The organism is Pseudarthrobacter sp. HLT1-3 (genome assembly GCF_059383535.1).
In genome coordinates this window covers 306,932-329,241 of record NZ_JBWZCJ010000001.1, presented here as the reverse complement: position 1 = coordinate 329,241, position 22,310 = coordinate 306,932, and the positions used below count along the sequence as shown (strand labels likewise).

The window sequence follows — 22,310 nt, the reverse complement described above, 5'->3', positions numbered from 1 at the left end:
CAGCAACACCACGACGACGGCGGCGGCGGGACTTTCCCGCCGTCGTTGTTCCGTCTCAGGAACCGGTCAAGATCCCGGTCCAGGTCCCCAGCTCGGCCGACGTGGGCGGGTTGGCGCCTTGCCGGGAACAGGTGATGGCCGCGGCCCTGTTCGCATAAGCGGCCAGGGCGGACAGCTCGTCCCGCGTGAGGTTCTGCAGGCGAGGCCGTGCCGCGGCGCCCAACGCGTCCAGCTGCGCAAGTCCGGCGATCAACGCCGCCATAAAGGAGTCCCCCGCCCCGACGGTGTCCGCCACCGTGATGGCTTCCCCCGGCAGTTCCACCCGTTGCCGCCGGGTCAGGATGATGGGCCCGGCCGCGCCGCGGGTCAGCGCCACCAACGCCGGTCCGAGCTCCAGCCACGCTGCCAGCGACTCGTCCGGCGTTTTGTCGGGGTAGAGCCACAGCAGGTCCTCGTCGCTGGCCTTGACGATGTCGCTGGCGGCAACAAAGTCTTCGACCCGGTCCCGGGCACCGGCCGTGTCCGGGCTGACGGTGGGCCTGCAATTGGGATCGAAGCTGACGGTGGCGTACGGACGTGCCGCCTCAATCAGCCGCCGCACGGCCTCGCTGCCCGGGGACAGCACCGACGCGATGGATCCGGTGTGGACATGCAGTGAGCTCTCCACCGCAGCCAGGGCCGGAATGGACGCTCCGTTGAGATCCCAGCTGATGGAGAACGTGTAGTCCGCGGCCCCGGCGGCATCCAGGGACGCCACCGCGGTGGAGGTCGGCTGGGAGCCGCCGGCCGTGGCATCGACGCCGTTGCTCCGCAAATGGTCGGCGATCAGCTGCCCGTACGGGTCCTCGGCAAAGTGGGTGATGAGGTTGGTCCGCAGATCCAGGCGGGAGCAGCCGACGGCCACGTTGAGGGGGCTGCCGCCGGGGTGGGCTTCGGGCCTGGCGGTTCCGCGCCGCGGGTCATGGATGATGTCAACGAGTGATTCGCCGATGACGGTCACCAGGGATCCGTCATCAGGGTGGCGTGGCTGGGGACCGTCCCCTTGTGCTGGCATGGCTGCCTCCTTGCAGGGTGTTGAACGTGGTGTCTGGTCCGGTGCGGTTCAGCGGCCGGGGTAGACGATGGCCTTGAGCTGGCCTGCCTGCTTGCCTGCGTTGAGTGCCGCTTCGGAGTCGGCGAGGGCGAACCTGCCGGTGACCAGGATGTCCAGGTCCACTTTCCCGTCGGCGATCAGCTGGATGGCGAGCGGCCAGGTGTTGGTGTAGCGGAATACCCCGGAGAGCCAGATCTCCCGGTTCTGGATGTACGAGACGGGGAGTTCGACGTCGTCGGCCCCCAGTCCCACGAGGATGACCCGGCCGGCCGGTCCCACGGCCTTGATCCCGGAACGGACGGCCTGCGGGGCGCCGGAGGCGTCGATGAACGCATCGACGTCGAGCCCTTCGACGCTGTCCGTCCTGGCGTTCAGGGCGTGGGTGGCGCCGTGTTCGAGCGCGAACGCCAGCCGGTCCTCGGCGATGTCGGAGATGTAGATTTCGGTGGCGCCGTAGGCGCGGGCGGCCTGGGCGGCGATGATGCCGATGGGGCCGGCTCCGGCGATCAGCACCCGGCTGCCGGGTTTGATCTGCGCGCGTTCGCAGGCCCAGAGGCCGACGGAGAGCGGTTCGATGAGGGCCGCCGCCTCATCGCTGACGCTGTCCGGGATGTCGTAGGCGAAGTCGCCCTGGATGGTGACGTATTCGGCGAAGGCGCCGTCGATCGGCGGGGTGGCGTAGAACTCGATGTCGGGGCAGAGGTTGTACCGGCCGGCCTTGCACTGCTTGCATTTGCGGCAGGGCCGCTGGGGTTCGACGGCGACCCGCTTGCCGAGGCGGGCGGGGTCCACGGCGCTTCCGACGGCGGCGATCCGTCCGGAGAGTTCATGGCCGAGGATCAATGGGTGGTCCACGACGTAGTCGCCGATCCGGCCGTGCTCGTAGTAGTGGACGTCGCTGCCGCAGACGCCGACGGCGGCGACCTTCACCAGGACCTGGTCGGGTTCCAACTGCGGGACGGCCAGGGTTTCCATGGTCATGTCGCCCTGGCGTTTGAGCACTGCGGCGCGCATCGTGGCGGGTACTTCCGGATGGCCGGGCGTGCGGGACTGTGCGGTTGAGGTTGTCATCGAAGTTTTTCCTTTTCTTCCTGTACAGATCGAAGGGGCGGCGGTCGGCTACTTGACGGCGCCGAGCGAGAGTCCCTGGACGAGCTTGTCCTGGGCGGCGAATCCGGCGAACAGCACCGGCAGGGAGATGACGACGGCGGCAGCGCAGACCTTGGCGAGGAACAGTCCCTGGCCTGAGACGAAGCCGGTGAGGAAGACCGGCGCGGTGCCGGCCACGACGCCGGTGAGGACCCGGGCCAAGAGGAGTTCGTTCCAGCTGAAGATGAAGCAGATCAGGGCAGTGGCGGCGATCCCGGGCATTGCCACGGGGGCGACGACCTTACGGAGCGTCAGTAGCAGGCCCGCACCGTCAATCTGGGCGGCCTCCAGCATTTCGACCGGCACTTCGTCGAGGAAGGAGCGCATCATCCACACGGCGATGGGCAGGTTCATCGAGGTGTACATCAGGACCAGGAACCAGATGTTGTCCAGCGCGCCGATGTTTTTGGCGACGAGGTAGAGCGGCAGGACCGCGGCAACGACGGGCATCATCTTGGTGGAGAGGAAGAAGAACATCACGTCGGACCACTTCTTCACCGGCCGGATGGAAAGGGCGTACGCGGCCGGGATCGCCAGCACCAGCACCAGGACGGTGGAGAAGATCGAGGCGGTGGCGGAGTTGATCAGCGACGGCCACGGGCTGACACCGGAGGTTGCCCCGAAGAACTCCTGGTACGCGTCCAGCGTGAGGTCGGCGGCGATGGAGGGCGGGTTGGTCGCGGCGTCCGTTTCCGAGTGGAAGGACGTCAGGATCATCCACAGGACCGGTACTGCGAACATCAGGGCCAGCAGCCAGGCCGCGATCCCGGCAGCCGTGTTGTTCCGGGTGGGGTCCATGCGCGACTTGCCGCGGCGCCGTGGCTTGTTGAGTGCGGTCGGGCCGGAAACTGATGCCCGGGGCTCGGTGGGGGTGAGCGTGCTCATCGTGCTGCCTCCTTCTTGAAGAGCGAGAATACGGTGCGGAGTGCGAAGGTCGCCACGATGATGGTGCCGATGACCACCACGACGCCGGCGGCGGACGCCAGGCCATATTCGTTGGCGAAGTAAAACGTCTCGTAGATGGCGTAGGGCAGGTTGGCCGTGCCCAGACCGCCGGAGGTGAGGGTGAAGACAGCGTCGAAATTCTGCACGATGTAGATGGCCCCGAGCAGCCCGCCCAGCTCCAGATACTGCCGCAGGTGCGGCAGGGTAAGGTGGCGGAAAATCGCCCAGGGAGTTGCGCCGTCCATTTGGGCGGCTTCGACGGTGTCCATCGGACGGGACTGGAGACCAGCAAGCAGGATGAGCATCATAAATGGTGTCCACTGCCAGACCAGGGAGATGATGATCGCCATCAGCGGCGCCGAGGACAGCAGGTCCGTCTGGGGCGGGGTGTCGCTGCCGAACAGCGCCCAGACCCAGGTGAGAGTGCCGTTGATCAGGCCATAGACCGGGTTAAGGATGGCGTGCTTCCAGATGAGCGCCGCGGCCACCGGCACCACGAGGAACGGTGCGATCAGCAGGGTCCGCGCCAGTCCGCGGCCGATGAATTTCTTGTCCAGGAGCAGGGCCAGGCCCAGGCCGAGGACCAGGCTGGCCAGAACCACCGAGACGGTCATGACGATGGTGGTGAGGATTGCCTGCTGCATGTAGGGATCAGTGAGGACCTGAACGTAGTTCTCGAACCCGGCAAACCCGGTCGTGTCCGGGCTCAGACTGTTCCAGTTCAGGAAGGAAATGACCAGGGTCACCACGAACGGCAGCTGGGTGACGATGATGAGGAAGATCAGGGCCGGAAGCAGCGGTGCACGCCGCACCCAGGCCACGGCCCGTTCCCGCGCTCTGGCGTCCCTGGAAGGTTTGGCTGTGGTGCTCCCGTGCCGGGAGACGCGCGCCGTTGCGTTAGTCATGATGTTCTCCTGCAGTTGGGGTTGTGATTACTTGTACTTGTCGCCGACTTTTTGTGCGGCTTCCTGTCCCTTGACCAGCGCGTCGGACACGGTGCCCTGGCCGGCGATGGCGGAGCTGACCCCCTGGGACACCCTGGTGCCCAGGGCGGCGAACTCGGGAATGCCGACAAACTGGATGCCCACGGCCGGACGCGGCTGGACGCCGGGGTTGGTCGGATCGGCGTTCTCAATGGCGAAGCGTTCGGCCTTGAAGAACGGGGCAGCCTGCTGGAACTCGGCGTTCTCGTAAGTGGAGATGCGCTTGCCGGACGGGACTTTGGACCAGCCGAGCTTGGACGCCACCAGTTCCTCGTACTTCTCCGAGCTGGCCCAGGCGATGAACTTCCCGGCGGCATCCTGCTTCTTGGAGGCCGCCTGCACGGCCCAGGACCAGGTCCACAGCCAGCCCGAGGACTTAGTTTCCTTCACCGGGGCCTGGGCGTAACCGATCTTTCCCTTCACCGGGGAGGCCTCGGCTTCCAGGGCGCCGGCCGCAGAGGTGGCGTCGTACCACATGGCGACCTTGCCCTGGCTCATGTTGTTCAGGCACTCGGTGAACCCGGCCTGGGCGGCCCCCGCCGGACCGTGTTCCCGGACCAATTTGGTGTAAAACTCGACTGCTGCGGTGAATTCCGGGCTGTTGACCTGTGCGTTCCAGTCCTTGTCGAACCAGGTTCCGCCGAAGGTGTTCACCACCGTGGTCAGCGGTGCGAAGACCTGGCCCCAGCCGGGCTGGCCGCGCAGGCAGATCCCCTTCATGCCCGGGGCGGCACCGTCGGCCTGGGCGGCAAGGGCTGCGACCTCATCCCAGGTGGGCTGCTCCGGCATCGTCAGGCCCTTGGCCTCGAAGATGTCCTTCCGGTACATCAGGAAGGAGGATTCTCCATAAAACGGTTCGCCGTAGAGCTTGCCGTCCTTGCCTGTCAGCGAGGCCGTGTAGGCCGGCAGGATGTCCGCCTGGTTGAACTCGGGATCCTTGGCCACCTGGTCCAGCGGTGCCAGCCAGCCGTTGGCGGAGTAGAACGGGATCTCGTAGTTGGACAGCGACGCAATGTCGTACTGGCCGGCCTGGCTCGAGAACTCCTGGCTGATCTTGGCCCGGACGTCATTTTCCGGCAGGACGGTGTAGTTGACCCTGATGCCGGTTTCTTTGGTGAAGTTGTCGGCGGTGAGCCGCTGCAGGTCCTCCATCTGGGGGTTGTTGACCATCAGGACATTGATGGCGTTGGGGTCACCGGCGGAGTTGCCTCCGCCGGCTCCTGCACAGGCCGAGGCGCTGAGCGCCACGCACAGGGCACCTGCGGCCAACGCGGCGACGCGTGTTTTTGCGCGCATTCAAGGACTCCTTTGTTCTTCGGGGATGCAATGCGACCTGCATTCCGACTGCTGTGTCGGGGTGCGGCGCCGAAGGCGGGACCGGGGCTGGAAGCCGGGGTGCCGCGCTGATGTTCCTCAAGATTAGGCCTGTGGGATAGGACACAACTAGCGCCGTGGTTGCCGGTTTCTGATACTTATTTTCCCGACCGGCCCCGGGCCGCGCGCTACTCTGGGAGAAGGCAACCAATGGCGCTGTCTGTTTTTCATAACCCGGGGAGGCCCATGACGAGCGCATCGGATCCCAGCGACGGCGCAGCGGCCCGGCTGGCAGAAAGGCTGCTGGGCATGCGCGCCAACCGGGAGGTCATTCCGGAAGACCCGGACCATTCCGTCCGGTGGCACGAGCACGACTATCCCAGCCCGGTGGCACGCTGGAACTACCACCCCGAATATGAGCTGCACCTGATCCGGAAAGGCACCGGAAAGTTCATCGTGGGCGACCACATCGGCACGTTCGAGGCCGGCCATGTAGCGCTGGTGGGATCGGGGCTCCCGCACGACTGGGTCAGCGACCTCGAGCCCGGAGAAGTCCTCCAGGGCAGGGATGCCCTCATCCAGTTCGACGGGAAATGGGTGGACCAGGCCGCTTCCATCATTCCGGAAATGGCCGAGGTCAAGCCTCTGCTGGAACAGTCCTCACGCGGGATCGAATTCCTGGGACAGACAGCCAAATCTGCGGCCGCATCCATCAACGCAATGGGCGCCTCCAGCGGCCTGGAGCGGCTGCACCACCTTTTTGAGCTCCTCACGGTTCTTGCCCGTGCACCACAGGAGGAACGCCGCTACCTGGCCGAGGAATGGTTCCGCCCCCAACTGGACGGCCAGGCCGCGGCAGTAGTGGACATCGTCCTTGAGTACGTCTTCGGCAACCACGCCGGCAGCGTCAAGATGTCCGAGGCCGCGGCGCTGGTCGGAATGTCAGAGCCAACGTTTTCGAAATACTTCAAGCGGGCCACCGGCCAGAACTTCAGTGACTTGGTCCGCAAACTCCGGCTCGCCCATGCGCGGCGCCTGCTGCAGCACAGCGACAAGGCCATCTCGGCCATTTGCTACGAAGTGGGCTTCTCGAACCTGTCCAATTTCAACCGGCACTTCCTCAATGACGCCGGCGAAACCCCGCGCGACTACCGTCAGCGCGTGCAGAACTGACGGCCACAGCCACGGGACCCGCCTCGTCGACTGAGCGATTCCGCTAGCTCTCCCCGCGCGCGGCCCGGATCTGCGCACGGCGGCCGTCCAGATAGTGCTCAATATCCGGGACGCGGTGCAGGGACAGGGAGGCGGGCTCCATGCCTCTTCCCTCCAGCATCAATCCGTTGCCGCTGTGCTGATCGCTGGCCCACCAGCGATCAGCGTCCCGCCAAACTTCGAAGACCTCCGGAAGGTCGTCCACCGGTATGGCCACTTCTTCGCCGGGCTCGGACAGGAGCGCTTCCAGCCGATGCGCCAGTTCCTCTCCGCTGGCAGGAGGACCGCCCTCGGCCAGCCGGCGGTGGGCGATGGCCATCCGCGGATCCTCGGACGTCGTCGAGGTCCGCAGATACGGGCCCGATTCCACGGAGCCGTAGACCAGGCCCGCCGCAGTGGGCGGGCGGCTGCCGAGATCCCATTCGCCGATGGCCATCGGACCGGACCACCCCTGGAGCCCGTAACAGGGCAGCTCACCGGCGGACTCCCTGACAAGCTGCTCCATTTGGTCGTAGCGATCCCAGAATTCCTTGGGCCCAAGCCATCCCGTCAGCTTCATGGCGCAAGTATGCCACCACTCACTGGCTGACAAGCGGGAGATGTTTGGCTATACCTAGCGCTGCTATGTTTGATACCCTTCAGCTCTAGGTATAGGAGGCGCAGTGCGCATTGATAAAGACCTGGTCGCCGCCTCGGCCACTCCGCTCGTGCTGGGCATCCTGTCCGGCGGCGACCTCTACGGCTACGCCATCCTCAAACGCGTCAGTGAGCTGTCGGGCGGGGGCATGGAGTGGACCGACGGGATGCTCTACCCGCTGCTGCACCGGCTGGAGCGGCTCGGTTACGTGACGTCGTCGTGGGGCACGTCCGACGCCGGGCGCCGGCGCAAGCACTACGCCATTACTCCGGCGGGCCGGGACGCCCTCGCGGACCGCCAGGAGCAGTGGACCGTCGTCGCAGACGCTCTGCGTCAGGTGTGGCAGAGCTCGCCGCGGCCGTCCGGCGCGGTCGAGGGGTGGGCGTAATGGCGTCACACGCAGAGCTGGAAGCCCAGATCGACCGGTGGCGCGGCTACGTTCAGCGGCGCCAAGCGATCTCCCCCGCCGACGTCGACGAGCTGGAAGACCATCTGCGCGAGCAGATTGCGGACCGGCAGGCGACCGGACTCGATGACGAGGAGGCTTTCCTGGTTGCCATCAAGCGCCTCGGCAACCTCGACGCCGTCTCCCACGAGTTTGCCCGCGAACACTCCGACCGGCTCTGGAAGCAGCTCGTCCTCGTGCCGGAGGGCATCGACGGCGGCACGCCACCGTGGCGCGAGCTGGCCATGGTGCTCGCACTCGCCTTCGGCACGGGCGTGGCGGTCAAGATCGGCCTCGTCTGGATCGAGGACGGCGCAGCGCTTATGCGCAACCTCGGCCTGCTCGTCTTCCCGTTCCTCGCCGCCTACTTCGCCTGGAAGCGCCGCTTCACCGGCGCGGTGGCGGCGGGGCTGATCGCCTCCTTTGCCGTTCTGGCAGTCGCCCTCAACGTCTACCCGTTCGCCCCCGGCGGTTCCACCCAACTCCTCACCGCATTGCACGCCCCGGCCGTTCTTTGGCTGCTGCTGGGCGTTGCCTACGTCGGAGGCCGGTGGCGGTCAGACAAGCGACGGATGGACTTCGTCCGATTCACCGGCGAGCTCGCGATCTACTTCGCGCTGCTGGCGCTCGGCGGTGCAGTCCTGATCGCACTCACCCTGGCGATGCTGCAGATCGTGGGCGCCGACTTCGAACCGGTTCTGGAGGGCTGGATCCTGCCGTTCGCGGTGCCCGGGGCGCTTGTGGTTGCCACGTGGCTGGTCGAGGCCAAGCAACAGGTGGTCGAGAACATCGCCCCCGTCCTCACCCGCGTGTTTACGCCGCTGACCGTAGCCATGTTGCTGGTCCTTCTGGCCGTTCTTGCCACCGCGGGCGGCTTCGCCGACATCGACCGCAACCTGCTGATCCTTATGGACGCCGTCCTCGTGCTGGTTCTATCCCTGCTGCTCTACTCGATTTCCGCCCGCGACTCGCTCGCTCCTCCCGGGCTGTTCGATGCCCTGCAGCTGGTCCTGGTCGCTGCGGCCCTGGCCGTGGATGCCGTGATGCTGACTGCAATGCTTACCCGTATCGCGGAGTTCGGCTACAGCCCCAACAAGGTCGCCGCGCTGGGCCTGAACCTCCTGCTGCTGGTGCACCTGCTCCGGGCCGCCTGGCTCGCCGTCGGATTCCTGCGCGGCCGACGCCGGTTCGCCGCGGTGGAGCGATGGCAGACCCGGTATCTGCCGGTCTACGGCGTCTGGGCGACAGTCGTGGCCCTGGTCTTCCCGCTACTCTTCGGTTTCGTCTAGGCACTACCCGCGGCCATCTTTTTCGGGCTGCAATCCGTGGCAAATGCTGGCCGGCGAGCCTCTATTTTCGACCGTTCAGTCCCTACAATTTAAGTGTTGGCCTCCACGGCAACCGGTCGCGGGGGTGACCAAATAAGGAGAACCACCATGGGCCTGGGTGACAAGATCCACAATGCCGCTGAGAAACTGCACGGCAAGGGCAAAATGGCAGCCGGCGAAGCCACCGGCAACGACCGGCTGAAGGCCGAGGGCAAACGCCTCCACATCAAGTCCGAGCTCAAGCAGGCGGGCGAAAGAGTCAGGCACGCCTTCAAGAGGCACTGACACTAGCCGTCAGAGGCCGAGGTGCGGTCCGGTGGAGCGCACCACGGCTCTTGTCTGCCACCCGGCGACCAATGACTGCACCCCGCCCGTGCAGCGACCGTGTCCGCACCTGTCAGTTGTCAGTAAACTGGAACGCATGACCGAGCAGGAACCGGCCACGTCCAGGGCCGCTGCGGCTCCAGACGGCAGCGCGGACTTCCCTGAGGACCTGGCCGTCACCTCCATTCCTGTCGACGACGGCGGGGCCTTGCGCCTGCCCGATCCCGACGCAAGCGACAAGCCCTTGCGCAGTCCGGCACAGCGGTCCCGCACTTTCGCCGGGATCCTGGTGAACACCGCCGTCGCCAACATCACGACCAGCTATCTGTGGTTCGCCCTGACGTTCTGGGTGTACCTGCAGACCCGCAACGTGATCGCCACCGGGGTAATCGGCGGCGCGTACATGCTGTTGATCGCCGTTTCCAGCATCAGCTTCGGCACCTTCGTGGACCGCTACCGCAAGCTGGCCGTGATGCGCTTCGCCGGGGGCTTCACCCTGGTGATGTTCGTGCTGTCCGCGGTCATGTTCCTGCTGACACCCGCGGCTTTGCTGCTGGACCTGACCCAGCCGTGGTTCTGGGTCTTCTCCCTCGTCATCCTGGTCGGTTCCGTGGTCGAAAACATGCGCAACATCGCCCTCTCCACCACAGTCACCATCCTCATCGAACCGGACCGGCGGGCCAACGCCAACGGGCTGGTGGGTATGGTGCAGGGGCTGATGTTTATCGTCACTTCGGTGCTCTCCGGGCTGTCAGTCGGGCTGCTGGGCATGGGCTGGACCATCGTCGTCGCCTTGGCGCTCACGGCGCTGGCATTCGCGCACCTGCTCACGCTGCGCATGCCCGAGGAGGTGCGCGCGGCCGCCACGGACGCCCACGGCGGATTCGACCTGCGCGGCTCCTTCTCCGCCGTGCTGGCCATTTCCGGACTGTTCGCGCTGATCCTGTTCTCCACGTCCAACAACTTCATCGGTGGCGTCTACATGGCGTTGATGGATCCCTACGGCCTGGAGATGTTCCCCGTGGAGCTGTGGGGGACGTACTTCGCGCTCGGCGCCACCGGGTTCATCGTGGGCGGCGCGCTGATCGGCAAGTTCGGGCTCGGGTCCAATCCCTTGCGGAGCATGCTCATCGCGGTGATCCTGATGGGGGTTCTCGGCGCGGTGTTTACGCTGCGGGAGTGGGCCTGGCTGTACATCGCCGGCATCTGGCTATATCTGGTCCTGGTGCCGTTCGTGGAGGCCGCCGAGCAGACGATCATCCAGCAGGTGGTGCCTCTGCATCGGCAGGGCCGGGTGTTCGGGTTCGCCATGGCGTTCGAGTCTGCGGCAGCGCCGGTCACCGCGTTCCTCATCGCGCCGATCGCCCAGGTCTGGATCATTCCGTACGCGCGGTCTGCTGAGGGCGCCGCCCAGCTCGCCCCGCTGCTGGGCGAGGGCACCTCCCGCGGCATCGCCCTGGTCTTCCTGATTGCCGGCATCATTATGATCGCGGCCGCGCTGCTGGCCTTCCTGACGCCGGTCTACCGACGGGTCTCGGGGTCGTATGCGCGGACGGCCGCAGAGGCGCCGGGGACGGCGAACACCGCGTCCTCGTCCGCCGGATGAGTACGAACGTGTGCAAAGCCGCGGAGGCAATATCCGGTGTTGGCCGCACTCCTGCTGGCACACTGAACCGATGACCGAACCTCTTTCCCAGCCCAGGCGGCCTGGCATCCGCGCGGCGATGTTCGTTGACTTCGACAACGTCTATACGGGCTTGATGGCCCTGGATCCGGCGGCCGCCAAGAGGTTCGCCGAGGATCCCAAGCACTGGACGGAAGCGCTGGCCGACGGCGGAGCGGGCGAGGAATCCCGGCGTTTCCTGATCCGCAACTGCTATCTCAACCCGGTGGTCTACTCCAGGTACAGGCCTTACTGGACCCGTGCCGGCTTCCGCGTGATCGATTGCCCCTCCCTCACGCAACGCGGCAAGAGCAGCACGGACATCAATCTGGTGCTTGAGGCAATGGACGCACTCTCCGGCAGCGGCGGCATCGACGAATTCTTCATCGCCTCGGCCGACGCCGATTTCACGTCCCTGATACAGCGGTTCCGGGCCGCTGACCGGATGACCACCGTCATCGCGGCCGGCGCCGTCGCCTTCGCCTACCGGGAGATGGCGGACCATGTGGTGGAGTCCCACGACTTCGTCGCGATCCTCAACGGCACCACGGCGGAGCCAATCCGCACCGTGGAGTCCCAGTCCCCGAAGCAGCAGCACGTCCCGGCCGCGGCGAAGGTGAAAACCAAGGCAGCCTCGCCCGCGGTCCGGGAGGTACTGGAGTTCGTCCGCACCGCACCGGGACCGGTTGTCGGCGCGATGGTGGCCCACCGGGCCCTCACAGCCGACCCGTCCCTGAAGACAGACTGGGGCGGCTTCGGAAAGTTTGGGACCTGGGTGGCCCAGATCGGCCAAAGCGTCGAATATTCCCCAGCGCAGGGCGGTTGGGTCTGGGACGCCAAGCGGTTTTCGAGCGAGGATCTTCCTGCCCCGGCCGACGCGCAGCCCGGCATCGAGGAGCAGGTCACCCGGGTGACGGATGTTCCGGCACTTTCCGGCGCCCAGTTCCGGCAGGTATTCCTGTCCATGGCGGCCAGGCTTCGTGAGCATCCGCTCAACCGCACCGAGTTGTCTCGGCTTGTCAGGGATGATTGCGTCAGCGCGGGCCAGCCGGTCTCCCGCAACGCCGTGAACTTTGTCCTTCAGGGCCTGGCTTACGCCAATTTCCAGTTCAACGACGAGGCGACTGCGGCAGATCTCGCAGCAGCCTGGACCGCGAACGTGGAAGAACTCTGCCGGGTGGCGCTGCTGGAGTTCGACGCCGCCGAGAAGCTTGCGGTGCGGCGCTGGGCCAGCGGCGGGCTGCTGGAGTCCACAGACTGACAACTTCCCCGCGCCCTGGCGATGTAAGGCAGCATCCCAGGGTTGGGGCTCCGGCCTCCGCCAGTCTGATCATTCAAAGTGGCCGCAACCACTCTCCGATGCAACCACACTCAGATCAGACGTGCTGGTCGACGAGCACCGGGTTTCCGTCCGGGTCCAGGACCATAAAGCTCGCGGGTCCCGTCGTTCCTTCGTCTGCCTCGGAAAGGAATTCGGTGCCCTTGGCTTTTAGTTCCCGCTGGAGGTCGCGCACGTCGGTGAAGGCGTCCATGGCCTCCGCGTTCTGATTCCAGCCCGGGTTGAACGTGAGCATGTTCTTCTCGAACATGCCCTGGAACAGGCCGATAACCGTCTCACCGTTCTTCAGGATCAGCCAGTTCTGGGTGATGTCGCCGCCGAATCGGCTGAAGCCCAGGTTCTCGTAGAACGCAGCGGAAGCCGCGATGTCCTCGACGGCGAGACTGACGGAAAAGGCGCCGAGCTGCATGTGTTGCTCCACTCTCCAGAAGGACGGTTTGCATCGATGATACCCGCGGCCATATTCCGGTAACGCAGGACACAGTTCGGTCAGGCCGTCGGATGGAGGATCATTCCCGCGGGCTTCGTCGCCATCACCGCATCCATCCCGCTCCCCACCGTGATCGCTGATGTCGCCGCGGGGCCCGGATGCGTGATCTGCGTCACCATAAATGGCCAAAGGTCCGCGTAATCCGGATAGTACGCGTCTGCTGCCACCCCCAGAATTGAGGAACTAGCAGCACTGAGGAGGTGTACCAATGTTGGTTGACAGCATGCCGGGTCACAGGACCAGGGCAGATGAACCAAGCGTCCCGGTAGCAGCACCCGAACTCCGATCGGTCATGAGGCACTGGGCAACCGGGGTCTGCGTCGTGACTACGGCGACAGCCGGCAGGCAGGCAGGGCTGGTGATGAACAGTTTCGCCTCGGTCTCCTTGGAGCCGGCGCTAGTCTCCTGGTGCGTTGACAAGGCATCTACGAGTTTTGACATCTGGATGGAGACAGAAAACTTTTCAATCCACGTTCTGGATCAGGCCGACGCCCACTACGTTCCCCGGTTCGCACGGCGTGGCGTAGACAAGTTTGACGGCCTCACGACGCAGCCGGGCGCTACCGGCGCACCGGCATTGCCCGAGGTGCAACTCCGCCTGGATTGCCGCTTGTGGAGCCGGTACGAGGGCGGAGACCACATCATTCTTCTGGGCCGGGTGGAGCACATATCCCAGCCGGCATCGATCGATCCGCTGCTGTTGCACCAGCTACGGAAACCCTGAGCATTCGCCATTTCGTTCTTTCCAGAGCATCTCCACCAACCAGAAAGAGGCATCATGCACCCCATGAACAGAAAAGACCACTTCAAGCTCGGGCTGTTTTCACCGAATTGTTCCGGCGGCCTGGCAGTGACCAAGATCGAGGAGCGTTGGGGCGCCACCTGGGAGGAGAACCTCAGAATGGCCCGCATCGCTGACAAGGCGGGAATTGACTTTCTCCTCCCCATTGCACGGTGGATCGGATACAAAGGCGACACGAACTTTCATGGCTCGGTGCTTGAGCCCATCCCGTGGGCCGCTGCGCTCCTGGCATCAACGGAGCGGATATCCGTTTTTTCCACGGTTCATACGGCGTTCAACCATCCTTTGGTGACTGCCAAGCAGATTGCCACACTGGATGCCATAGGCGGCGGCCGGGCCGGATTGAACATCGTTGCCGGTTGGAACCAGCCGGAATACGAAACCATGGGCGTGGACATGGCCGACGCCCATGATGATCGATACGGATTCGCCCAGGAGTGGTGGGACGTCGTGCGAGAAGCCTGGGATCGTGACGAAATCTTTGATTTTGACGGTAAGTTCTTCTCGCTCAAGCACGTTGAGTCCTTGCCGAAACCCGCCGCTGGAAGGGTCCCGATCCTGAACGCCGGGTCCTCTGCGCAGGGCCGCAACTTTGCCGGTCGGAATTCTGACTTCGTGTTCACAATCGTTGGCGGGCCTGAAGACGGGGAGGATATCGTCCGTTCAGTCAAAACCAAGGCCATGGAGGACTACCAGCGCGAAGTTGGCGTGCTCACACTTAGCCATGTCGTTTGCCGGCCCACTCGCCAGGAAGCTACTGACTACTTGCACTACTATGCCGAGGAAAACGCGGACTGGGGCGCAGTTGACTACCTCATGAATCTGCAAGGTCTCCACGCAGAGTCCTTCACCAAGGAAATGCTGGCAACCATGAGATCCAGGTTCGCAGCCGGTCACGGCTCCTGCCCGCTGATCGGAACCCCGGATGATGTGGCTAACGAGATCGCCAGGTTTGCGAAGGCCGGCTTCGATGGCATGACATTGGCGTTCGTCGACTACGCGGGCGAGCTTGAGTACTTCGCACAGGAGGTACTGCCCCGCCTCGAGCGCCTGGGCGTGCGGCAGCCGCTGCTCGAAACCGTATAGAACTATTTTTTTCACCGTCAGGAGAGCTCTATGCAGGTGGTGGCTGCCTGAACTAGAATTGGGTCCTAGGCTTTGAGAGGACATTTGCATGGGCACTTCAAGTGGCGCAGATGTTTCTCTGAGCGGGCCGACTGTGCAGCCCCTTGCCGCATATCCCCTGACGCGAAGCAGGTCTGCGGCCGTCGTCCGGGATTCAGTCAACAGTCTGACCGCCGAGGAACACCTGCTGGTACCTCACCGCGGAAAAAGCATTGACGGAACAGTCAATGGGCTCCACGTCGGCGCTGTAAGCCTGGTCTTTGTGGCTTATGGCGCCGGCGTGACTGTTGTCAGCCCGCCCTCCGGCCGGAGGGCACTGCTTGTCATCCCGCGAGGACCCATGTTAGTGGAGTCCTGCGGCAACCAGTGGGTGGCCAACACACCGTTCGCGCTGAGCTCGCATCATCAGACCAAGATGGTCCCCGACCCCGACCGGGGAGCATTGATTGGCGGAGTAGACGCCGACATCCTCGAACGACATCTGGCCTTGACTTCCAGCCGACTCATGGTTAAGCCAATATCGTTGTCCAGCGACGTCCCGCTCCAGCTCAGCAGCCCCGCCATGGTGACCCACGCCTGGCTTGATGCCTGCCATGAACTGGACCAGGGCGTCCCGCCACAAGCAATTGGATGGCTTGAAAACATTCTCTTAGCCACTATGTCCGCGGGCCTAGCCCCTTTTCTTGAGACATCCTTCGCCCCGCTGCCGGAGTCCGGCCTCCCGCCCTATGTCGAGTTGGCGTGCCGGTACTTCGACCAGAACCTCAGGGGAAATATCCGAATCGACGACGTGGCATCCGCAGTCGGAATCAGCACCAGGCAACTGCATTCGGCCTTTAAGGACCACCTTGGACGGACCCCTGCCCAGGTTCTTCGGGACATGAGACTGGCCAACGCCCGGCACAAACTGGAGTCCCTGGGCCCGTCCATGAAGATTTCCATCGCGGGGGCTGCCTATGACTCCGGGTTCTCGCATCTTGGGCGATTCTCTGCCTACTACACGCAGAGATACCAGGAGTCGCCGTCTGCGACGGTCCAGAGGCTACGCGCCGAAGCCAAGGGCGTCGTTTAGCCATAGCCTGCGAAGGGTCATTCCAAAGAACCACCAAACATGCAATGCCGTCCATCGCCCGTGGCATTTGGGCGATGAACGGCATCCTGTGGCCGGCCGGGCCTACCGGGCGGCCACGGACTGCGCCGAACGGTCAGTGTCCCTGGAAGGCTTCGGCGAGCCACCAGGATCCGCCGTCGGATGCAATTTTCGCATCGATCACCAGAGGGCGGTTCTGGGATCCGGCATCAAAGTCGGCCACCCATTCCTTGACTGCCTGCAGATCTTCCCGGTTTCGTACCGTAATTCCAACAGCCCCGAATCCCCGGGCAATCGCAGCAATGTCAGTGTCTGGAAAAGTCACACTGCTAAGGTCAACGGTTTCGCCTTCCTGCGCGAAATGGTGCACTTCCGCGCCGTAAGCGGAATCGTTGTAGACAATGCAGACGAGCGGCAGCTTCAGGCGGACGGCCGTCTCCAGCTCGCTGATGCCCATCAGGAACCCGCCGTCACCGGCGCCCAGAACCGGCAACCGATCCGGCTGGGCCAGCGCCGCCCCGATGGCGGTGTAAAGCCCGAGACCAATGGCCTGGAATGCCTGGGTGAAGCAGAAACCGAATTCATCCGGCACCGCCAAGTACTGGCTGGGATAGCCCATGAAATTTCCGGAGTCCACGGAAACAATGCGGTTCGCCGGGAGGATCGAGTCGAGTTCCCGGCTAAGTACACGGGGATCAATCGACGTCGTTGTGGACAGGTCGGGCGTTTCCACGTCACGCCACCTCGAAGCCTGCTTGATGAGCACGGCATTCGCCTCAGTGCGGTACTTGTCCGTTGGCCCCGGCTCCATGTCTTTCAGAAGGACCAGGGCATCGTCCGCGGTGAGGGCCGAGTCGCCAAGCACTCCCAGCGAAATTGGCCTGTTGGCGCCCAGGGAGGAGTCTTCGACGTCGACCTGGACTACTTTGGCACCCGGCGATATCAGCCGGCCGTGCCGCATGGTCCACATGTTCAAGGTGCAGCCCCAGCCGACGATCAGGTCCGCTCCGGCGATGAGCTCCGCTGTCAGCGGAGACGAGAAACCTCCGGAGATGCCCAGGTTGAAGGTCTCGCCGTTGAAGAGTCCGTTGGCTACTGCGGAGGTAGCCACGAGGGCGCCGCTGAGCTCTGCGAGGGCGAGAATCGAGTCGCGGGCGCCTCGTCCCCCTCGTCCGGCCACAAAGACGGGACGTTCCGCTTGCCGGAGGAGCTGAACGAGCTGCTCGACGGCGGCGGGATCGGGACGCAGACGGGCGGATGGCTGGAGGGTTACGTCGTCAACGGAACCGGCCGCCACCGTCTGTTGAACATCCAGGGGAAGGCTCAGGACGACGGTTCGCCGTTCGTTGACCGCTGTGCGGAAGGCCCGAACGGTGTCCGCCACGGCGGACTCAGCGGAGTGGATCCGCTCGGCTACGGCCCCGACACTTCGGGCAAGTCCGTCCTGGTCAATTTTGAAGTTCGATCGGACGGCCGCTCCTTGCGTATCGGCTGTCAGGACAATCATGGGCGTGCGGCTCTTTGCCGCCTCCCCAATCCCCGTGATCGCGTTGCTCAGGCCACAGCCCTGGTGCGTGCTTACCACGCCGACCCTGTTTGACATCCGGGAGTAGGCGTCCGCCATGGTCGCGGCGCCGCCTTCATGCCGGGCCGCAGTGAAAGGCACCCCTTCGCGGATAAGAGTGTTGGTGACGTCGAAGTTTCCGCTGCCGACGACACCGAAAACGTGGCCGACGCCGAGCTTCGCCAGCGTCTGCCCGACCAGCGTCGACGTCCGGGTCGCCTCGCTCACGGTGCTTCCACCAGTGCGTAGACGCGGGCCGGGCTGCCGGTTCCACCGACAATGGGCAATGGCGCAACAATTAGAGTGGCTCCGAGCACAGGGAGTCTGTCGACGTGGCGAAGCGAAGTCACTCCATATTTGTCCGCACCCATTAGGTATGAGTGAACCGGAAACATGGGGTCAAAATTTGCGGCCTGTCCTGCATCAATGCCCACAGTCTCCACCCCGAACCCACTGATGCTGGCGTTCGTCGAGATCCACTTGGCACCGGCGGCCGAGACTCCCGGCGTGTGTGGTCCGGCCTCGTCCGCGTTGGCGAATTCTTCGGCGTTGTCGCCTCGAGCGGACCAGCCGGTGCGGAAGATGATCCAGCAGTTATCGGGGAAGGTGCCGTGCTCCTCCTGCCATTGCTCCAGATGCTCGGGCTCCAGAAGGAAATCCGGATCCTCGGCGACTTCCGCCGTTTTGTCGATGACAACAAGGGGTCCGACGAGACGGGACGGTTCGATCTGATCCACTGATTTGCCGTCACGGCCGGAGATCCAGTGAACGGGCGCGTCCACATGCGTGCCGGCGTGCTCCCCGACGGAGACGTCGTTCCACGCCCAGGCCGGCCCCGCGTCGTCGAAGTTGCTCACGGCAGACAGACTCAGGCCCACGGTGTTGGCGAAGGGCTCCGGCAGATTGAGTATCGGGGTATCCCTGCTCAGCGGAGTCGTGAGGTCGAGGACTTCCACCGAACCGTCAGCGAGGGCCTTAATCAGGGCATCTACTACAGACATTGCTCTCCTATCCAGTTTGCTTCATCAGTCAAACGGGCCTGGCCAGGCGGGGCGTATCCTTCACGCTTCCGGCCGGCCGAGCACACCAGCCCGGTGCATTCACGGGGAGCTGGCTGGTTCCGGTTGATCAGCGGGTCCGCTCCGGCGCATCCGGGTTTTACTGATTCTAACCACAACCGGCACCATTTGTATCGCTTTATTTGCGATCGAAATTATTTCACTACATTATGACCGCAACGTCGCGGCCGTCGGGGCATCCCCGCTTAGGACGGATGTTCAGGGGTGAGCACCGACCGGGCGTACCGTTGGGCCTTGGGGCCCAACAAGGCATGCACCTCAGCGAAGAGCGCCTCTGCCGCAATACCCGACCAGCCCTCCGGAAGGTACTTCTCCGGCAGCCCCGGGTCCAGGTACGGAAGGCGGCGCCACTGGGTCACCGTTGGCACATAGTCAATGAACGCCTGCCGCAATTCTTCCGCCGTCTCGGCCTGCCCGGGCAGGCGGCCGGACCAGCGCGTCCGCACGTCCTCGTGGCGCACCAGAAAGTCCGAATAGAGGGCGTCCAGGGCTGGAAGGTCCCACCACTGGCCGACCTTTGCCCTGCTGCTTGCTTCGCCCAGGTGAGCTGCCTTGAACAGGTCCACGTACTCCATCAGCCCGGCGCGGTCCAGCTGCTGGGCGATTTCGCCCGCCAGGCTGCCTGGGGCGATCCAGAGCCCCGGGGAAACCTGTCCGCAGCCCATGCGGGTCAGTATGGTGCGCAGCTTGTGGCGCAGGTGCCGCTGAGACTCAGGCACCGAAAACGACGTCAGCAACCAGTCGTCGCCTTCCTCGGCCCGGCGGGGCGAAAAGATGCGTTCGTCGCCGGCCTTGAACACTTCTTCCAGTCCCGGAGCGAGGCTGTACGCTGCGGAGCCGCCACGTTTCAGGCTGACCAGCACACCGCGTTTTTTGAGTCTGGACACCGACGACCGCACACCGGCCGATTCGACTCCGAGGTCGCTGAGCAGACGGATGAGGTCCGAGACGGCGAGGACGCCGCCTAGCTCCCTTGCATACAGTCCATAGACCGTCACGATGAGGTGTTGATGGCGCGGCATGGGGACCATATCGGGGATAGTTTCGGCGTTCGCCATGTGGCACCTCGGGTTGGTCGGAGTTCGGCCGTTACTAACCGGCACTTTCAAATCGCAGCCGTGCCGGCCCTTGTTTTCAGTTGGACACACGGCTGTGGCACCATTGGAACGGTCGTCAAACACCTTACATAATAAACCGGAGGGACCATACCTCCACGGGTCCGGGAGCGCCATGACAGCACGAACTCCACGGGTCGGTCACGCCAGCATCGACAAGGTAGTCGAGTGGGTTGATACCGACGCCTCGGGGCACCAGCACAACTCCGCGATCATGCGGTGGGTTGAAGCTGCAGAGGCCGAACTCATGCGGAGCCTCGACCTGCCTGACTACTTTCCCAGTGCGCCTCGCGTCCACCAGGAAATCTCCTACCGGTCCAAACTCTGGTTCGGCCAACTCATCACGGCGGCAGTCGAAGTCCGAAAGCTCGGCCGTACATCCCTGACCTATGCGTTCGAAGTCCGCGGCCATGAGCACTCCAAGTCCGCTGGGGGCGTCGCCGCCTTTGGAACCGTGACGGTTGCCCACGTGCCACCGGGCTTCGACACATCGCAGCCGTGGCCCGGTGGCCTGGTGGATGCCATCAACAGACTGATGGCAGAACATATCCCCGCCCCATAAATGGCACTGGGCATAAATGGCCCTGGACGGCGAAGCGGGCCGGCCGTGAGGCGTCAGCGGTCCGCAATCACCGCTATGCCCTGAATCTCGATTTCCGCTTCCTTCTGCCATAGCCGCGTGACGCCGATCCCCGCCATGGCAGGGTACTCGGTGCCGGCCATTTCCCGCCAGATCCGGCCGATCTCGCGGCCGTTGGCCATGTAGTCATCGACGTCGGTGAGATAGATCGTGACGCTGACCAGATCCCGCGCGTCGCCGCCCGCAGCGGTCAGCGTCGCCAGCACGTTCGAAAATGCCTGCCTGAACTGCTCGACAATTCCCCCTTCGACGATCTTCATGTCCTTGTCGAGTGCTGTCTGCCCGCCCAGGAAAACCATGTTTCCGGAAAGGATGCCGTGCGCATACCCGGACGGCTTGGGCAGTGAATCGGGGTTGATGGTCCTGTTCACAATGATCTCCTGTATCGGCGTTGTTGCTGGTGCGTGAAAGGCACTATTCAGATCTTCTCTGTCGTGCTAACTTGAGCATATGTGACGACCGTAACAAAGTCGATATATGGATTGAAGGGACCGGATCCCGCACGTCGGCTGCAGCCACCAGCACCAAGGAGTGAAGACCATGACAGACACAACCACCGAATACCTGACCGAGGGCGACAACTCGATCTATGCCGGATCCGACGGGCGAGTAGTTCCCGTAGTCACGAGGGCCGGGGAGGAAGACACCAATACTGCCCAGTCCGGGGACTGCGTCCGCGTTTCGGGCGTCTCCATCCAGCACACCCCGGCCACGAAGATCTGGTTCGGCCAGGTATCCAATGTTCCCGGCTACCGTTCCCTGCCCCACCACCACGGCGAAGCAGAGACCGGCGGTTACGTCCTGCGCGGCCAGGGCCGAATCTACTTCGGCGAGAACTACTCCGAGTACCAGGACATGAAAGCCGGAGACTGGGTCTTCGTTCCCCCGTTCATGCCCCACGTCGAGGCGAACATGTCGGTGACCGACGAGCTCGTGTGGCTCACCGCCCGCACCCCGGAGAACATAGTCGTCAACCTGGACGACGTCGCCGATGACACGCTCGCCGGCTACCGCCGGGCATAGACGATGATTCCAGCTACCCCGGCAATCAAAGCCCCCACGTCGGAGACCTTTCTCCGCGCCATCAACCTCACCCCGGTTCCAGCCCAGCATGCGGACGAGGCCTACGAAGCGGTGACACAGTATGTGCCGTGGCCCAAGTCCTACGGCGGCGACATGGTCGCCCAGTCGGCGGCGGCGATGATGCGTTCCGTGGAGTCGGACCGCAGCCTGCATTCGATGCACAGCTACTTCATGCGGCCTGTGGAGCTCGAGTCGAGCGTCAGGTACGAAGTTGAGCGCCTGCGCGACGGCCGCGGCTACTCCACGCGCAGCGTCCGCGGCTACCAGAACGGCAAAACGGTGTTCGCCGCGATGGGATCCTTCCACGTTCCGGAAAACGGCCCGGACTTCCAACCGGACGCCCCCGCCGCGGTTGAGCCCGAATCCCTTCGCTCGGCAGCCGAAGCGCTTGAGGAGACACCCGGTGCAGCCGCGGCCTACTGGTCAGCCGGACGCAGCTTCGACATGCGCCACATTCCGGGTCCCCTCTACGTCCAGGTCGAGGGCGAAAGCCAGCCCCATCAAGCAGTCTGGGTGAAGGCCTTCGACCTGCTGCCCGACGCCGGCGACGCCCATGCGACAGCGGATCTGCACCGCACCGCCTTGGCCTACGTGTGCGACTACACCATCCTGGAGCCGCTGCTGCGGGTAAACGACCTGCACTGGTCCTCGCCAGGGCTGAGCACGGCCAGCCTTGACCATTCCATGTGGTTCCACCGTGACGGCCGCGCGGACGGCTGGATCCTTTACGCGCAGGAAGCCGTTTCGGTTCAGAACAACCGCGGGCTGGCACTGGGCCGGTTCTTCGACAGGGACGGCCGCCTGCTCGCCACCGTGGCCCAAGAAGGCATGATCCGCCAAGCTTCCTGACCACCAAGCCCAACCATTAGACGCACTGAAAAGGAGTGGCC

General features: G+C 64.3%; 23 protein-coding genes. 12 read left to right on the top strand and 11 right to left on the bottom strand.

The window, feature by feature from the left end; translation table 11 throughout:
• Window positions 1-55 precede the first annotated feature (55 nt).
• Genes AC50X9_RS01500 through AC50X9_RS01480 form a run of 5 tightly spaced genes read right to left on the bottom strand, consistent with a single transcriptional unit; the run spans window position 56 to window position 5,466 of the window.
• Window positions 56-1,054, bottom strand: a complete 999-nt coding sequence (locus AC50X9_RS01500; RefSeq protein WP_494889386.1) for a carbohydrate kinase family protein — start codon at window positions 1,052-1,054, stop codon at window positions 56-58.
• A 48-nt stretch (window positions 1,055-1,102) separates the two neighbouring features.
• Window positions 1,103-2,164: an NAD(P)-dependent alcohol dehydrogenase gene (locus AC50X9_RS01495; protein ID WP_494889385.1), complete on the bottom strand. Its 1,062-nt coding sequence runs from the start codon at window positions 2,162-2,164 to the stop codon at window positions 1,103-1,105.
• A 48-nt stretch (window positions 2,165-2,212) separates the two neighbouring features.
• Window positions 2,213-3,127 (bottom strand): carbohydrate ABC transporter permease, encoded by a 915-nt coding sequence (locus AC50X9_RS01490; protein WP_494889384.1) that lies wholly within the window; start codon window positions 3,125-3,127, stop codon window positions 2,213-2,215.
• Window positions 3,124-4,092 carry a carbohydrate ABC transporter permease gene (locus tag AC50X9_RS01485; protein WP_494889383.1) on the bottom strand — a complete coding sequence of 323 codons (969 nt, stop codon included), beginning with the start codon at window positions 4,090-4,092 and terminating at the stop codon, window positions 3,124-3,126. The genes AC50X9_RS01490 and AC50X9_RS01485 overlap by 4 nt, the downstream gene beginning before the upstream one ends.
• A gap of 27 nt (window positions 4,093-4,119) precedes the next feature.
• Window positions 4,120-5,466 (bottom strand): ABC transporter substrate-binding protein, encoded by a 1,347-nt coding sequence (locus AC50X9_RS01480; protein WP_494889382.1) that lies wholly within the window; start codon window positions 5,464-5,466, stop codon window positions 4,120-4,122.
• 264 nt (window positions 5,467-5,730) lie between these two features.
• Between AC50X9_RS01480 and AC50X9_RS01475 the strand changes: the two genes are divergently transcribed.
• On the top strand, window positions 5,731-6,657 hold the full coding sequence (locus AC50X9_RS01475; protein ID WP_494889381.1) for an AraC family transcriptional regulator: 927 nt from the start codon (window positions 5,731-5,733) through the stop codon (window positions 6,655-6,657).
• 43 nt (window positions 6,658-6,700) lie between these two features.
• Here the strand turns inward: AC50X9_RS01475 and AC50X9_RS01470 are convergent, their stop codons facing one another.
• Window positions 6,701-7,255, bottom strand: a complete 555-nt coding sequence (locus AC50X9_RS01470) for a hypothetical protein (RefSeq protein WP_494889380.1) — start codon at window positions 7,253-7,255, stop codon at window positions 6,701-6,703.
• A gap of 103 nt (window positions 7,256-7,358) precedes the next feature.
• Between AC50X9_RS01470 and AC50X9_RS01465 the strand changes: the two genes are divergently transcribed.
• The 5 genes from AC50X9_RS01465 to AC50X9_RS01445 all read left to right on the top strand — a co-directional run bounded on the left by AC50X9_RS01465 (window position 7,359) and on the right by AC50X9_RS01445 (window position 12,354).
• Window positions 7,359-7,721 carry a PadR family transcriptional regulator gene (locus AC50X9_RS01465; RefSeq protein WP_494889379.1) on the top strand — a complete coding sequence of 121 codons (363 nt, stop codon included), beginning with the start codon at window positions 7,359-7,361 and terminating at the stop codon, window positions 7,719-7,721.
• The gene (locus AC50X9_RS01460; RefSeq protein ID WP_494889377.1) at window positions 7,721-9,067 is read left to right on the top strand and encodes a permease prefix domain 1-containing protein; all 1,347 of its coding nucleotides are present in this window, start codon (window positions 7,721-7,723) and stop codon (window positions 9,065-9,067) included. The genes AC50X9_RS01465 and AC50X9_RS01460 overlap by 1 nt, the downstream gene beginning before the upstream one ends.
• Before the next feature lie 147 nt (window positions 9,068-9,214).
• Window positions 9,215-9,391, top strand: coding sequence for a CsbD family protein (locus AC50X9_RS01455; protein WP_494889375.1), 177 nt, complete (start codon window positions 9,215-9,217; stop codon window positions 9,389-9,391).
• A gap of 136 nt (window positions 9,392-9,527) precedes the next feature.
• Window positions 9,528-11,036, top strand: a complete 1,509-nt coding sequence (locus AC50X9_RS01450) for an MFS transporter (RefSeq protein WP_494889372.1) — start codon at window positions 9,528-9,530, stop codon at window positions 11,034-11,036.
• Window positions 11,037-11,106: 70 nt separating this feature from the next.
• Window positions 11,107-12,354 (top strand): NYN domain-containing protein, encoded by a 1,248-nt coding sequence (locus AC50X9_RS01445; protein ID WP_494889366.1) that lies wholly within the window; start codon window positions 11,107-11,109, stop codon window positions 12,352-12,354.
• A gap of 115 nt (window positions 12,355-12,469) precedes the next feature.
• Here AC50X9_RS01445 and AC50X9_RS01440 read toward each other — a convergent pair whose 3' ends face one another.
• Window positions 12,470-12,841: a VOC family protein gene (locus AC50X9_RS01440; RefSeq protein ID WP_494889364.1), complete on the bottom strand. Its 372-nt coding sequence runs from the start codon at window positions 12,839-12,841 to the stop codon at window positions 12,470-12,472.
• A 289-nt stretch (window positions 12,842-13,130) separates the two neighbouring features.
• Between AC50X9_RS01440 and AC50X9_RS01435 the strand changes: the two genes are divergently transcribed.
• From AC50X9_RS01435 to AC50X9_RS01425, 3 genes are all read left to right on the top strand, one after another.
• Window positions 13,131-13,646: a flavin reductase family protein gene (locus AC50X9_RS01435; protein ID WP_494889362.1), complete on the top strand. Its 516-nt coding sequence runs from the start codon at window positions 13,131-13,133 to the stop codon at window positions 13,644-13,646.
• 63 nt (window positions 13,647-13,709) lie between these two features.
• Window positions 13,710-14,810 (top strand): LLM class flavin-dependent oxidoreductase, encoded by a 1,101-nt coding sequence (locus AC50X9_RS01430; RefSeq protein WP_494889360.1) that lies wholly within the window; start codon window positions 13,710-13,712, stop codon window positions 14,808-14,810.
• A gap of 319 nt (window positions 14,811-15,129) precedes the next feature.
• A complete protein-coding gene (locus tag AC50X9_RS01425; protein WP_494889358.1) occupies window positions 15,130-15,921 on the top strand; it encodes an AraC family transcriptional regulator in 792 nt (263 codons plus the stop codon).
• 133 nt (window positions 15,922-16,054) lie between these two features.
• Here the strand turns inward: AC50X9_RS01425 and AC50X9_RS01420 are convergent, their stop codons facing one another.
• The 3 genes from AC50X9_RS01420 to AC50X9_RS01410 all read right to left on the bottom strand — a co-directional run bounded on the left by AC50X9_RS01420 (window position 16,055) and on the right by AC50X9_RS01410 (window position 19,640).
• Window positions 16,055-17,731 carry a thiamine pyrophosphate-binding protein gene (locus tag AC50X9_RS01420; protein ID WP_494889356.1) on the bottom strand — a complete coding sequence of 559 codons (1,677 nt, stop codon included), beginning with the start codon at window positions 17,729-17,731 and terminating at the stop codon, window positions 16,055-16,057.
• A complete protein-coding gene (locus AC50X9_RS01415) occupies window positions 17,728-18,504 on the bottom strand; it encodes a cyclase family protein (RefSeq protein WP_494889354.1) in 777 nt (258 codons plus the stop codon). The genes AC50X9_RS01420 and AC50X9_RS01415 overlap by 4 nt, the downstream gene beginning before the upstream one ends.
• 263 nt (window positions 18,505-18,767) lie before the next feature.
• Window positions 18,768-19,640 carry a PaaX family transcriptional regulator gene (locus AC50X9_RS01410; protein WP_494889352.1) on the bottom strand — a complete coding sequence of 291 codons (873 nt, stop codon included), beginning with the start codon at window positions 19,638-19,640 and terminating at the stop codon, window positions 18,768-18,770.
• A 172-nt stretch (window positions 19,641-19,812) separates the two neighbouring features.
• On the opposite strand from AC50X9_RS01410, the gene AC50X9_RS01405 reads away from it, so the two are divergent.
• Window positions 19,813-20,259: an acyl-CoA thioesterase gene (locus AC50X9_RS01405; protein WP_494889350.1), complete on the top strand. Its 447-nt coding sequence runs from the start codon at window positions 19,813-19,815 to the stop codon at window positions 20,257-20,259.
• A 53-nt stretch (window positions 20,260-20,312) separates the two neighbouring features.
• Here the strand turns inward: AC50X9_RS01405 and AC50X9_RS01400 are convergent, their stop codons facing one another.
• Window positions 20,313-20,711 carry a RidA family protein gene (locus AC50X9_RS01400; RefSeq protein ID WP_494889497.1) on the bottom strand — a complete coding sequence of 133 codons (399 nt, stop codon included), beginning with the start codon at window positions 20,709-20,711 and terminating at the stop codon, window positions 20,313-20,315.
• 166 nt (window positions 20,712-20,877) lie between these two features.
• On the opposite strand from AC50X9_RS01400, the gene AC50X9_RS01395 reads away from it, so the two are divergent.
• Both AC50X9_RS01395 and AC50X9_RS01390 read left to right on the top strand, forming a co-directional pair.
• Window positions 20,878-21,360, top strand: coding sequence for a cupin domain-containing protein (locus AC50X9_RS01395; protein WP_494889348.1), 483 nt, complete (start codon window positions 20,878-20,880; stop codon window positions 21,358-21,360).
• Between the two features lie 3 nt (window positions 21,361-21,363).
• Window positions 21,364-22,269: an acyl-CoA thioesterase gene (locus AC50X9_RS01390; RefSeq protein WP_494889346.1), complete on the top strand. Its 906-nt coding sequence runs from the start codon at window positions 21,364-21,366 to the stop codon at window positions 22,267-22,269.
• The last annotated feature ends 41 nt before the right edge of the window (window positions 22,270-22,310 follow it).